This is a genomic window from Nitrococcus sp. (assembly GCF_059432795.1).
Map to the genome: position 1 here is coordinate 1 of NZ_JBXWZQ010000092.1, position 12,261 is coordinate 12,261.

Below are 12,261 nucleotides of genomic sequence, written 5' to 3' on the forward strand. Positions count from 1 at the left end.
GCAGTGGGCAGCTCGGGCGCATGTTCGCGATCGCCGCTCGCCGCATGGGCTATCGAGTGCACGCCTACTCCCCGGATCGGGAAACCCCCACCGGGCAGGTCGCCGATCTTGAAATCGATGCCGACTACGAGGATTTGTCGGCCCTGACGGCTTTCGCACGCAAAGTCGACGTCATTACCTTCGAGTTCGAGAACGTCCCTTCCGTGGCCACTGAGCGTGTGGCGCATTACGTTCCGGTTCGACCCCGGCGCGAGGTGCTGCATACCACCCAGAACCGTTGCCGCGAGAAAGGGTTTCTCGCCGCTAACGGCTTTCCCGTGGCTCCCTTTCTTCCGGTCAAGTCGCGCGAGGAATTGACGGCGGCGCTCGAACGCATCCCCCCGCCGGCCGTGCTCAAGACGGCGGGGTACGGCTACGACGGCAAAGGACAGGCGCGAATCAACGCGCCGCAGGACGCGCAGGCGGCTTGGTCGGCGATCGGGGGCGTGGAGTCGATCTTGGAGCGTTTCGTCGATTTCCAGCACGAGGTCTCCGTGGTCGCCGCGCGCGGCCACGACGGCGCGTTTGCGCACTATGGGGTCATCGAGAACCGACATCGCAATCACATACTGGATCTATCCATCCCGGGGCCGGACTTGCCGCGGGGTCTCGAGGCTCAGGCGCTGGAGATTACGCGCGGGGTTCTGGAAGCGCTCGACGTGGTCGGCGTGTTGTGTGTGGAGTTCTTCGTCACGGCCGATCAGGGCTTGCTGGTCAACGAGTTGGCGCCCCGGCCGCACAACTCCGGGCATTTCAGTTTCGATGCCTGTATCACCAGCCAATTCGAGCAGCAGGTGCGAACGGTTTGCGGCCTGCCCATGGGGTCCACGCAGCTGCTACGTCCGTGTGCAATGGCGAACTTGTTGGGCGAGATCTGGTCTCATGGAGAGCCGCACTGGGCGGCTGTCTGCGCGGACCCGGAAGTGAAACTGCATCTCTACGGCAAACGCGAGGCTCATCCGACGCGCAAGATGGGGCACCTTACCGCATACGGCCCGGATCGGGAGAGTGCCGCGCAGCGGGTGCTGGCGGCGCGCGCGAAGCTGGCCGCAACAAGGCCCTGAGCTTTGGCCAGACATTGGCCAACACGCGCGGTTGTGCCGCCGTGGTGGGATGGGTGCCGTCGGCCTGCATAAGCTCGGCGTCCTCTGCGATTCCGGCGAGCACTTTCGGCACCAGCGGGATACCCTCGGTGCGTGCCGCGTCTCGGAACAGCGCCTGGAAGCGCTCAGTGAAGCCCGCGCCGTAATTGGGCGGCAGCCGCACGCCGAGGAGCAGGACGCGGATACCGCGGCGTTTCGCCAGGCGCACGATGCGCGTCAGATTGGCTTGGATCTCGGCGAGCGGTATGCCGCGCAGGCCATCATTGCCGCCGAGCTCGACGATTAAAATGGCCGGATCATGACGATCGAGCGCGTCCGGCAGTCGCGCGAGCCCGCCGCCCGTTGTGTCGCCGGACACGCTGGCATTGACGACTCGATAGCCCCATCCGTGCCTATCCAAACGCGCGCCCAGCAGGGCGACCCACCCGGCATCCTGATCGATGCCGTGAGCGGCGCTGAGGCTGTCACCGAGGACCAGAATGACCCGGTCACTCGCTATCGCCGGCACCGCCAGCAGTAGCAGTAGAATCATCAGGAGTCCGCGGATCATGGATACCACCTCACGCGTGGACATGCTCGCCAGCGAGGGCCTTACCATGCGCTTCGCAGCGCCGGAGGGCAAAATAACCCTGTTCGAGAATCTGAATGTTAACATCGCGCGCGGCCACGCCGTTGCCATCTTGGGTGCCTCCGGTTCCGGCAAATCCACCCTGCTGGGTTTGCTCGCCGGTCTCGAGCAGCCTTGCGCCGGGCGAGTATGGTTCGACGGGGTGGACTTGACCGCGCTGGATGAGGACGAGCGCGCGCGATTGCGGGCGGGCCGCGTGGGGTTCGTGTTTCAATCCTTCCATCTGTTGTCGGGGCTCACGGCCTTAGAAAACGTCATGCTGCCCCGCGAGCTGGCCGGCGAAGCCCAGGCCCGTGCTCAGGCGCGCGCCGCGTTGGACGCGGTCGGGCTTTCCGAACGCCTGCACTTCTATCCGGCTCAGCTCTCGGGCGGCGAGCAGCAGCGCGTGGCGCTCGCAAGGGCGTTCGTCACCCCGCCGGCATTGCTCTTCGCCGACGAGCCGACCGGGAATCTCGATCAAGTTACCGCCGAGCGCGTGAGTCGCCTGCTCTTCGGGCTCAATGAGGCGCACGGAACCACCCTGGTTCTGGCGACGCACGACGCCTCGCTCGCCGAGCGCTGCCACGCCGTGCTGCAGCTGCGCGAGGGGCGGCTGGAGGCGCTGAGGTGAGTGTTCCGCCGTGCTGAGCCTGCGTTTGTTGTTGCGCGATTGGCGGGCCGGGGAGTTGCGACTGCTCGCTGTGGCGGTCGTCGTCTCCGTCGCGGCCGTGACCTCGGTTGCCTGGCTTGCCGAGCGGCTGGGTAGTGCCGCAACGCGTGCTCCGGCCGCCGAGTTGCTCGGCGCTGATCTGGCGCTGCGCGGCAGCCAACCGATCTCCGAGGCGTGGCGGCAGCAGGCGCGGGCCTGGGGTCTGCGTACGGCGCGTACCGCCGAATTCCCGAGCGTCGTGCTCTCCGGTGGGCGTACCGAGCTGGTTTCGGTAAAGGCGGTTGAGCCGGACTATCCCCTGCGCGGAAAGCTGCGTGTGCGCGATACGCGCTCGGCGGCGGAGCGCGCGAGTCGAGGCATTCCCGGCGCCGGCCGGGTCTGGGTGGAACCGCGGCTGCTCACCATTCTCGATCTGCGTGTAGGGGATCGCATTCGACTCGGCGAGAGCGAGCTTCGCATCGCGCGTCTGATCACCCTGGAGCCGGATCGCAACGGGTTTTTCTATAGCCTGGCCCCCCGGGTGCTTTTGAATTGGGACGACCTCGCCGCCACCGGGCTGGTTCAGCCAGCGAGCCGGGTGCGCTATCAGCTGTTGCTGGCAGGTCCGCCGTCGCAACTGCAACGCTACACGGAATGGGTCGGCTCGCGCGCGGCAGGCGATGTGGAACTGGTGCAGCCGAGCGAAGCGCGGCCCGGCGTCCGCGACGTGATTGTAAAGGCACGGCGGTTTCTTGGCCTGGCGGCGCTGTTGACGGTTGTCGTGGCTGGCGTCGCCATGCTCCTCACGACGCGCCATTACACCGAACGGCAGATCCTTGGCGTGGCGCTCATGCGTTGTTTCGGTACGACGCGCGGCCGGGTCTTACGACTGCTTGCCGGCAAGTTGTTTTGGCTCGGGATCATCGCGGGGGCGCTCGGCGCATTGATCGGCTATCTGGTGCATCTCGTCATGTTGGCGGCGCTCGCGGGGCTCGTGGTGGCGGCGCTGCCGCCTCCCGGCGTCGGACCGATCGTGCTCGGCTGGTTGATGGCATTGGCCTTGCTGTTGGGCTTTTCTCTTCCGACGTTGCTGCGCCTGCGGCAGGTCACACCGCTACAGGTGCTGCGTCGGGAGGCCGATCGGGCGTTGCTCGGAGGCGGCCTGTCCTACCTGTTGGCGCTGGCACTGGTATTTTCTCTCATGTGGTGGCAGGCGGCCGATCTCGAGCTGGCCGTGTATGTCTTTGCGGCGGTGCTCGGTAGCCTCGGTGTGCTGGTGCTCGGGGCGGGTGCGCTCATCCTGGCTGTGCGTCAATGGCATCGTCACGCCGGTGTTGGCCGTGTGCTTTGGCTCGGTGGGTTGACGCGGCGCTCGGGCACATCGGTGTTGCAGATTGCCGCCGTGGGCTTGGGCTTGATGGCCCTCTATCTTCTGGTGGTTGTGCGTGGTGACCTCTTAACCGCCTGGCGCGACCGCATACCGGCGAATGCGCCCAATCAGTTTCTGATCAACATCCAGCCCGGCGAGGTGGGCGAGATCGGTAAGCTGTTGGCGCGACAAGTGGGGGTGCGGCCGCGCTTCTATCCCATGATCCGCGCTCGCCTCGAGGCGCGTAACGGCCAAGCGCTGTCCGCGGAGGATTACACTGAGGATCGCGCCAAGCGATTGGTTCGACGTGATTTCAATCTCTCCCAGGCGCGGCACCCAGCCGCCGGCAACGCGGTGATCGCCGGGCGCTGGTGGGAAGCCGAGCCCGCGAACCGGGCTCAGCTCTCGGTCGAGGAGGGCATCGCCGAGTCCTTGGGGATTCGCCTCGGCGACCGGTTGACGTTCAAGGTGGCCGGACAGAGCGTGAGCGCGACGGTGACCAACCTGCGCCAGGTCGACTGGGATAGCTTCAACGTCAACTTCTTCGTGCTGACGCCCCCCGGGCTGCTGGAAGGTTTTCCGACCACTTGGATCACGAGCTTCTATCTCCCGCCCGGCAACGCCGAGTTCATGGCGCAACTGGTGCGCAGGCACCCGAGCGTCACCGTCATCGATGTCGGGGCGCTTCTGCGCACGGCGCGCGAGATGATCGATCGGGGCAGTCGTGTCGTGGAAATCATGGCCTTGATGACGCTCATTGCGGGGCTCTTGGTATTGTTCTCGGCCCTGCAAATCACGGGGGAGGAGCGCCGGCTCGAAAGCGCGCTCCTGCGTGCGCTGGGCGCAACGCGCGGTCACCTGAGACGCATGCTGTGCCTGGAGTTCATCCTCGTGGGGAGCGTCGCTGGGAGCTTGGCGGGCCTTACCGCCACGGCGGCCGGCTATTTCGTGGCGGAGCGATTGTTCGGGCTTCCCTATCAGCCCGATTGGGTGGCCATTCCGATTGGCGCCGTCCTCGGAGCGGTGGTGGTTTACCTCGCCGCCGAGGGGGGTGGTTATCGATATCACAATGTCTCGCCCATGCGCCTGCTGCGTCAGGCGGAATAAGCGTCCATTATTTTAGGAGCCGGGCGAGTGAGTGTAGCCAAAGCGTAACGATCTGCGCGATTTGCCGAATATCAGCGCGTGTGCACCTCGAAGTCACTGAGCAACGGGCGCAGATCCCAGTCCGGATCACCGAAGACCAGAAAATCCGGGTTGAGCAGCGAGGGCTTCGTGTTGTAGGTCAAGGCGCGTAGATCGACCCGGGTCACGCGGCCGCCTGCCGCTTCCACGACGCACTGGGCCGCTGCCGTGTCCCACTCCGAGGTCGGGCCGAAGCGCGGGTAGAGATCCGCCTCGCCTTCCGCCACCAAGCAAAACTTGAGCGAGCTTCCCACCGAGCGGGTTTCGTGGGGCGGGAGGCGTTCGAGCAGACGGTTTACCGCCTCGCCCCGGTGCGATCGACTGACCACTAGGGTCAACGGCCCGTGCGGAAGCGCACGCGTGCGCAGCGCGGTACGAGCCCCGTCGGTAATACGCCAGGCGCCCGCCCCCCGATTGCCGATGTAAGTGGTCGCAAGTACCGGGGCATGCACGATACCAAGCACGGGGTGACCGTCTTCGATCAAGGCGACATTGACCGTGAACTCACCGTTTTTCTTGACGAACTCCTTGGTGCCGTCCAGCGGGTCCACCAGCCAATACCGCGGCCACTGCCGGCGCAGTTCATAATCAGGCAGCCCTCCCTCCTCGGATAATACCGGCAGGTCGGGTGTCAACTCTTGGAGCCGACGGAGTATCTCGTCATGGGCGGCGCGGTCCGCCTCGGTGAGCGGGGATTCATCCGTTTTGGCCTCCACGGCGAAATCGCGCTGATAAATTTCCATGATGCGATCGCCGGCCTCCTTGACCAGAACGGTAAGGGGTTCGATCAACTGTGTACGATGCTCGACGTCCATGCGGTTCACATCTCCAGACGCTGCCTTAGGCGGTGTTCTCGGACCATGAAAAGAGCGGCGATCGTCCGCGCTTCGGTCAAATCTTCGCAGGCGAGCAAGCCCGCCAGATCGGACAAAGGCCAGGATACCACCTCGGGGGCTTCCGGTTCGTCACCCTCGAGGCCGTCCGGATAGAGCTGCTCGGCCAGCACTACGTGCGTCTGATGGGATAGGTAGGCGGGCGCGAGCGTCAATAGTCGCAACGGGGTGAGCCTCGCCGCCGCATAGCCCACCTCTTCGCGCAGTTCACGGCCGGCTGCCGCTAGCGGCTCCTCGCCGCGTTCTATTCGGCCCTTGGGTAGGCCGAGCTCGTAACGATCTGTTCCCGCGGCGTATTCACGCACGAGCAGCACCGTGTCGTCCTCGCAAACGGGCACGACCAGTACCGCGCCGACGGAGCCCGCCGCCGGCGTGAGCCGCTCATACTCCGCCTCTACGCCGTTGGCAAAGCGCAAGCTCAGCGCCTCCACCTGGAACAGTCGGGAGCGGGCGACAATGCGTCGCTGCACGGTGATCGGTTTGCGTGGCATACTTCGAGAGGCTCCAGCGCGATATGCGCGTATTGTACACATGCCATGAGGTGTGGCATCGCTGTTGCCGATCACTATGGGCTTGTCAAAAATCAGTTTGCACCGTGGGCTCCATCGCCTCGGCAAGCCGCGAGACTGGCGCTCTGGCGTTGACAGGGGTTGCGATGCTCGTTAGACTTTTTCAAAATTATACGCGCAGTCAGCGCGACGTATCCCCGAGACCCCCGCTCCAGCCAGTCGTTTTCGCCCCAAGCCGAATACATTGAGACACTCAAACCTCTCCCGACGGCAGCATTTTGGAGGTTACCAACCGTGAGCGGAAATATCGTCCATGCCTCGGACGAGACCTTTGAACAAGAGGTATTAAGGGCCGCAGAGCCTGTTCTCGTGGATTACTGGGCAGAATGGTGCGGCCCATGCAAAATGATAGCTCCCATTCTCGACGAGGTGGCCGAGGCGTATGCTGGCAGGCTGAAGATCATCAAGCTGAACATTGACGATAATCCAGAAACACCACCGAAATACGGTATTCGGGGGATTCCAACGTTGATGCTGTTCAAGAACGGCGAGGTGGAGGCGACCAAGGTGGGCGCGGTGTCCAAGTCCCAACTCACCGCGTTTCTCGACAGCAACCTCTGATTTCGCCGGGGCGGCCGATCGAGGTCGCCCTCTCCGTTTCAATTGCTGATAGGCCGAGTCCGTTTTATGCAGCCGCCGCGCCCCCCCCGGGTCTAACGACCGTGGTCGCGGCCGCTAAATCCGATATGACGCGCTCAACGCGTCTGGAGACCAGCGCCAGGCGGTCGGGGACCCCGTGCGCAGGGTTTAGACCCACCCAACCCATGAAGCACTTGAGCAATGAACCTCACGGAACTTAAGCAGAAACCCGCCACCGAGCTGGTGGAGATTGCCCAGTCCCTCGGAATTGAGGGCATGGCCCGCTCGCGAAAGCAGGATGTCATTTTCTCCATCCTCAAGGCCCAGGCTAAAAAGGGTGAGGATATCTGGGGCGACGGGGTGTTGGAGATTCTCCAGGACGGCTTCGGCTTTCTGCGCTCTGCCGATAGCTCCTACATGGCGGGGCCGGATGACATCTATGTCTCACCGAGCCAAATTCGGCGTTTCAGTTTGCGCACGGGCGATACCATTGCGGGAAAAATTCGCCCGCCCAAGGAAGGGGAGCGGTATTTCGCGCTGCTCAAGGTCAACGAGATCAATTTCGAGAAGCCGGAAGCGGCTCGTCACAAGGTGCTGTTCGAGAATCTCACGCCGTTGTTCGCAAAGGTGCGACTCAAGATGGAGCGCGGCAACGGCAGCACCGAAGACCTCACTGCGCGGATAATCGATCTGGTCGCGCCGATCGGAAAGGGGCAACGCGGTCTCATCGTCTCGCCACCGAAAGCCGGCAAGACGATGATGTTGCAGAATATCGCCCAGTCCATCACCTCCAATTATCCCGAGTGCTACGTGATCGTCCTGCTCATTGACGAGCGTCCGGAGGAGGTCACGGAGATGCAGCGCTCGGTGCGTGGCGAGGTGGTGTCGTCGACCTTCGACGAGCCCGCCAATCGGCACGTGCAGGTGGCGGAGATGGTGATCGAAAAAGCCAAGCGCTTGGTCGAGCACAAGAAGGATGTCGTGATCCTGCTCGACTCCATCACCCGCTTGGCACGTGCCTACAATACGGTCGTGCCCTCATCCGGCAAGGTGCTCACGGGCGGCGTGGACGCCAACGCGCTGCATCGGCCGAAGAGGTTCTTCGGTGCCGCGCGCAATGTCGAGGAAGGCGGCTCGCTCAGTATCATCGCCACGGCGCTCGTGGAGACGGGCTCCCGGATGGACGATGTCATATACGAGGAGTTCAAGGGCACGGGTAACATGGAGCTGCATCTGGATCGGCGCATCTCGGAGAAACGCATCTATCCGTCGATCAACATCAATCGCTCCGGCACCCGGCGTGAAGAGCTGCTGATGAGCCCGGACGAGCTGCAGAAAGCCTGGATTTTGCGCAAGCTGCTGCACCCGATGGACGAACTCGCGGCAATCGAGTTCCTTCTAGACAAGCTCAAGGACACCAAGACCAACCAGGAATTCTTCGAATACATGAAGCGCTGAGCCAATCCGGCGCGACCCGTTGGTCTGATGCATTTCGGCGAGAGAATGTCCGCCGCAGCGCGGAACGACAAAACGTCGATCGGCTTTTCAGCATCCCGCATTGTGACTCCCTTCCCGGCGCATGATAACCGGGCGCTCCAGCCTCCGGGCAGAGGCCGCCATGCCATGTTCCATGGCGGCGGCACCCGCTGTTGTGGCGCATGCGCGCCACTTGCTCCGTCCTCCCGCAGAGTCACTCAGAAATGCCAGCTCGCCTGAAGCGCAAAGACATCGGCTGATACTTGATAAGTCCCGTTCAAGTTGCCTCGTGCGCCGTTGCCCTCGTCGCTGGCCTTGAGATTGCTCTCGCCGTCGTTGAGGAAGACATGCACCCAGCTTCCGGAGATGTCGAAACTGTCGACGGGCGTGTACGTGGCCCCGAGGGCCACCCATTTACGGTCCGACCCCGGTATCCGCGGTGTGCGGTGACGTGGATCGGGCAGCGGGGATTGGTCGTAGGCGAGGCCACCGCGGAGCAGCCAGCGATCCGTGAGCCGGTAACTCGCGCCGATCGATGCGAACCAGGTATCTTCCCAGGCATTGTCGGTCACGCTGGGCGGAGTGTTGTTATCGAACTCCACGACGAGACGATCGAACTGGCTCCAGTCCGTCCATTGGACCTCGGCCATCAGCGAGAGCCGCTCGTTGACCTCGTGCAATACCCCGAGACTCGCCGTGGCCGGAGTCGTGAGATTCGCTTTGCCGTTCGTATCGGCGAAGGCGCCGCCGAGTGCCGCGCCGAGCACATCGGCGACACCCGCCTGGTCTCGCGTGAAGCTGGCATCGCCCTTGAGCGTATGTTCGACCTTGGAGCGGTAGGCTATTCCGACCCGTGTGCTTTCGGTCAGCTGGTACAACGCTCCGAGGTTGAAGCCAAAGCCCCAGTCGTCGCCGTCGACGCGGGCGAAGCCATCCTGATTTCCGGGACTGGCGCCCGGCACGCCTTCGGCCGCGCCGATCGTGCCGAAGTCAATGGCGTTGCTCAGCTTCGCATCGGCGTATTGGGCGATCAGCCCACCGCCGAGCGAGAGCTTCGGCGTCGGTTTGAAGGCTAATACCGGGTTGATGGCGAGGGTCGTCAAGCTGGTGTCCACGGCTTGGTAACGGCCAATCCAGCTGCGGTTGTAGTCGGTCTTTAGACCCCAGAAGGAATAAACTCCGATTCCCACGTCGACCGTCTCGTTCACACGCCATTTGGCGGCCAATGACGGCACGAGCGCGTTCACATCGCCCTCCTCGGTGCTGCCCTGGATGGGGGTGCCCAGCGCCGTGCTCGCTTGCGCCTGCTTGAGCTTGATCTCGGGGTCGATGTAGTTCACGTTGCCCGCTATCTGGTTGCCGGAAAGGCGACCCAGCGTTGCCGGATTATAGGCCATGTAGGAGACGTCCTCGGCGCCGGCGCTGGCGCCGGCAAGCGCGTTGCCCAAGGCCTTGGCGCTTTGCTCGCGCATTTGAAAGCCGGAAGCCGCCGCCGTTCCCACCGATGCCGACAAAGCGATCGTCGCAAACGGTCTCACCCATCCTCGGTACCTGACATTCATTGACATCCGCCTCCTTGTTCGTCCGTGAAACGTTATGCGTCTTGTCGCACCGAGTCTGTGACGTATATGCAGGTACGTGCCCCTCCAGCGCCCCAGTTCTGTCGATCGGCGGCTCGCCATGGGCGTGCAGGGTGAGGGTATACAGGCTGGTCACGGATTCTATGAAGAGCGTCACTGTAACGAAATACGCGTGTGGATCAGCTCTCTTTCGCGCCGGATGGCCGAGCCGGCGTGCCGCTTTGCGGGAACTCGCGGCTCCCTCTAATGAGCGTGAGGAACGTCAGCGGGTAGGCATTGTCGTTATCGGCGGCGCGTTCGCGGCGGTCGGATTCCCGCCATTCGGCTTCCTCGAGTGGCGGGAAGAACGTATCGCCGTCGATTCGTTCATGGATCAGGGTCAGGTAAAGACAGTCGGCCTGCGGGAGAAACAACCGATATATCTGCTCACCGCCGATTATCATGATCTCAGGCGCCGGCGCGGCGGCAGCCAAAGCCGCTTCGAGGTCATGCACAACGCTGCAGCCGGCTGCCCGATACGCGCGGTCCCGGCTGAGTACGATGTTGTGCCGCTCCGGCAGCGCTCGGCCGATGGCTTCATGGCAGCGACGGCCCATAACGACGGGTTTGCCGCGGGTGAGGGCGACGAAATGGCGCATGTCCGCCGGCAACCGCCAGGGTAAACCGTGATCCCGGCCGATGACCCGGTTTTCGGTCATGGCGGCGATCAGGGAAATGATGCTTCGATGAGAATTGCTGTTCATTCGAATACGTTGTTGTCCCAGACGATGCGTCAGACCCACGCAATATAGAGAATACTGCTTAGTTACTGTAGTCCTTGTCGACCCGGCGGACGACGCCGTGCTCGACGATCCGCCGCTACCGTATCCGTTCTGGCTGAAACCAGTCGTTGCGTTCTCGAGTACGTTGGGCTTCCGCATCGACAACGCAGATGACCTGCGCCATGCGCTTGAACGGATACGGCCTGCCATCGGCAAATTCGCCAAGCCGTTCGATAGGCCGCTGCAGCGAGCGAGTCTCGGCTCACGACGTGCCGGTCTCGCAGGCGGCTACTGTATTGCCGAGGGAATCATCGGTGGCCGCGGCTGTACGCTGGAAGGCTATATCCCGGACGGTGAGCCTCACGTCTATGCCGTCCTCGATTCGCTGCGCGGCCCGAATGCAGTAAGCTTCGTTGGCTACCACTATCCTTCCGAGCTGCCCGAGCACATCATCGAGCGTATGGTCTCTGGGACCGAGCGCCTCGTCCGCCACATCGGTCTCGACGACACGCCGTTCAATGTCGAGTTCTTCTGGGACGAAACACGCGATGACGTGAAGCTACTCGAGATTAATCCGCGCATCTCGAAGTCGCATTCGCCGCTGTTTCAGATGGTGGACGGCGCTTCTCATCACGAGGTCGCCATTGACGTGGCCCTCGGGCGTAAGCCCAACTTTCCCCGCGGGGAGGGGCGCTATCGCTATGCGGCGAAGTTCATGCCACGCGTCTACGACGACGCGCGTGTCACCCGGTTGCCTACAGAGCAGGACGTGGCGTGGCTACACAGTTCTTTCCCGGAGGCATTGTTCGAGACGCCTCTGCATGAGGGCATGCAGCTCTCGGAGCTGCGCAACCAGGACAGCTACAGCTTCGAGATTGCGGACCTATTCCTCGGCGGAAACAGCCGCAGGGAATTGATCGACCACTTCCGTGAGGCGATGCAGCTGCTTGACTTCCGCTTCTCACGCGGGGTGCGAACCAATTTCGAGGAAGAAGGGACGTGACGAAGAACAGCAGCAGGTCGCGAATTGCAAACGCCCCCGTTCGAACTGCCACCGCTTACGTGTTCGGATATAGGCAGTTGAAGTTTACCGAGAGCAAACGCGGGAGCTCTACCGCTGCCCCTACTTGCGGACCGGCGATTGTACGGAACCGCTCGGCCGGGCCATCGCCCACCTCGACAGTCGCATGAGCCTGGCATACGGGAGATCCTGCGCATGCCCATTGAATTTTCCACGGTAGATTCTATATAGCGTCGTAAGCAGAGCCCGCCAATTGTACGTCCGGCGGCGCCAAAAGATGATTGGAAGCTGTCTCGGTGTAAGACCCGACTTTGACAGTGCCTACGCACATGATTCCATATTTTATTGGCACAACAATGACTTAAGTGCGCTGCGAAAAACACCCATGTACGCAGGTCGTCAGGCGAGGTCGAGCAGCGGAGCCGGGGCT

The 12,261-nt window shown here is 62.9% G+C and carries 11 protein-coding genes; 6 read left to right on the forward strand and 5 right to left on the reverse strand.

The features are described 5' to 3' along the window. On the forward strand, positions 1 to 1,103 hold a 1,103-nt coding region (locus AC52Q4_RS07085), incomplete at its 5' end, for a 5-(carboxyamino)imidazole ribonucleotide synthase (protein ID WP_495536100.1). On the opposite strand, the gene AC52Q4_RS07090 is transcribed toward AC52Q4_RS07085, so the two are convergent. Further along, on the reverse strand, positions 1,021 to 1,692 hold the full coding sequence (locus tag AC52Q4_RS07090; protein WP_495536101.1) for an arylesterase: 672 nt from the start codon (positions 1,690 to 1,692) through the stop codon (positions 1,021 to 1,023). The two genes, AC52Q4_RS07085 and AC52Q4_RS07090, sit on opposite strands and share 83 nt — an antisense overlap. On the opposite strand from AC52Q4_RS07090, the gene AC52Q4_RS07095 reads away from it, so the two are divergent. Together AC52Q4_RS07095 and AC52Q4_RS07100 are read left to right on the forward strand one after the other, a co-directional pair. After that, the gene (locus tag AC52Q4_RS07095; protein WP_495536102.1) at positions 1,691 to 2,380 is read left to right on the forward strand and encodes an ABC transporter ATP-binding protein; all 690 of its coding nucleotides are present in this window, start codon (positions 1,691 to 1,693) and stop codon (positions 2,378 to 2,380) included. The two genes, AC52Q4_RS07090 and AC52Q4_RS07095, sit on opposite strands and share 2 nt — an antisense overlap. Positions 2,381 to 2,390: 10 nt before the next feature. Beyond that, positions 2,391 to 4,874 carry an ABC transporter permease gene (locus AC52Q4_RS07100; RefSeq protein ID WP_495536103.1) on the forward strand — a complete coding sequence of 828 codons (2,484 nt, stop codon included), beginning with the start codon at positions 2,391 to 2,393 and terminating at the stop codon, positions 4,872 to 4,874. Between the two features lie 71 nt (positions 4,875 to 4,945). Here the strand turns inward: AC52Q4_RS07100 and cysQ are convergent, their stop codons facing one another. Beyond that, positions 4,946 to 5,767 (reverse strand): 3'(2'),5'-bisphosphate nucleotidase CysQ, encoded by an 822-nt coding sequence (gene cysQ / locus AC52Q4_RS07105; protein ID WP_495536104.1) that lies wholly within the window; start codon positions 5,765 to 5,767, stop codon positions 4,946 to 4,948. Positions 5,768 to 5,772: 5 nt separating this feature from the next. Then, positions 5,773 to 6,336 (reverse strand): ADP compounds hydrolase NudE, encoded by a 564-nt coding sequence (nudE, locus tag AC52Q4_RS07110; RefSeq protein ID WP_495536105.1) that lies wholly within the window; start codon positions 6,334 to 6,336, stop codon positions 5,773 to 5,775. Between the two features lie 312 nt (positions 6,337 to 6,648). Here nudE and trxA point away from each other — a divergent pair, with 312 nt between their 5' ends. Together trxA and rho are read left to right on the forward strand one after the other, a co-directional pair. After that, positions 6,649 to 6,975: a thioredoxin TrxA gene (gene trxA, locus AC52Q4_RS07115; protein ID WP_495536106.1), complete on the forward strand. Its 327-nt coding sequence runs from the start codon at positions 6,649 to 6,651 to the stop codon at positions 6,973 to 6,975. Positions 6,976 to 7,194: 219 nt separating this feature from the next. Further along, positions 7,195 to 8,451, forward strand: coding sequence for a transcription termination factor Rho (gene rho, locus AC52Q4_RS07120; protein WP_495536107.1), 1,257 nt, complete (start codon positions 7,195 to 7,197; stop codon positions 8,449 to 8,451). A 236-nt stretch (positions 8,452 to 8,687) separates the two neighbouring features. Here rho and AC52Q4_RS07125 read toward each other — a convergent pair whose 3' ends face one another. Together AC52Q4_RS07125 and AC52Q4_RS07130 are read right to left on the reverse strand one after the other, a co-directional pair. Beyond that, the gene (locus tag AC52Q4_RS07125) at positions 8,688 to 10,031 is read right to left on the reverse strand and encodes an OmpP1/FadL family transporter (protein WP_495536108.1); all 1,344 of its coding nucleotides are present in this window, start codon (positions 10,029 to 10,031) and stop codon (positions 8,688 to 8,690) included. A gap of 197 nt (positions 10,032 to 10,228) precedes the next feature. Continuing rightward, on the reverse strand, positions 10,229 to 10,792 hold the full coding sequence (locus AC52Q4_RS07130) for a dihydrofolate reductase (RefSeq protein WP_495536109.1): 564 nt from the start codon (positions 10,790 to 10,792) through the stop codon (positions 10,229 to 10,231). Positions 10,793 to 10,889: 97 nt separating this feature from the next. Here AC52Q4_RS07130 and AC52Q4_RS07135 point away from each other — a divergent pair, with 97 nt between their 5' ends. Beyond that, positions 10,890 to 11,813 (forward strand): ATP-grasp domain-containing protein, encoded by a 924-nt coding sequence (locus AC52Q4_RS07135; RefSeq protein WP_495536110.1) that lies wholly within the window; start codon positions 10,890 to 10,892, stop codon positions 11,811 to 11,813. Positions 11,814 to 12,261 lie beyond the last annotated feature (448 nt).

Bases quoted from the DNA above. Each gene is read 5' to 3' on its own strand.
- AC52Q4_RS07095 (WP_495536102.1), top strand. From the start codon at position 1,691: ATGGATACCACCTCACGCGTGGACATGCTCGCCAGCGAGGGCCTTACC.
- AC52Q4_RS07090 (WP_495536101.1), bottom strand. From the start codon at position 1,692: ATGATCCGCGGACTCCTGATGATTCTACTGCTACTGCTGGCGGTGCCG.
- cysQ (WP_495536104.1), bottom strand. From the start codon at position 5,767: ATGGACGTCGAGCATCGTACACAGTTGATCGAACCCCTTACCGTTCTG.
- nudE (WP_495536105.1), bottom strand. From the start codon at position 6,336: ATGCCACGCAAACCGATCACCGTGCAGCGACGCATTGTCGCCCGCTCC.
- rho (WP_495536107.1), top strand. From the start codon at position 7,195: ATGAACCTCACGGAACTTAAGCAGAAACCCGCCACCGAGCTGGTGGAG.
- AC52Q4_RS07125 (WP_495536108.1), bottom strand. From the start codon at position 10,031: ATGAATGTCAGGTACCGAGGATGGGTGAGACCGTTTGCGACGATCGCT.
- AC52Q4_RS07130 (WP_495536109.1), bottom strand. From the start codon at position 10,792: ATGAACAGCAATTCTCATCGAAGCATCATTTCCCTGATCGCCGCCATG.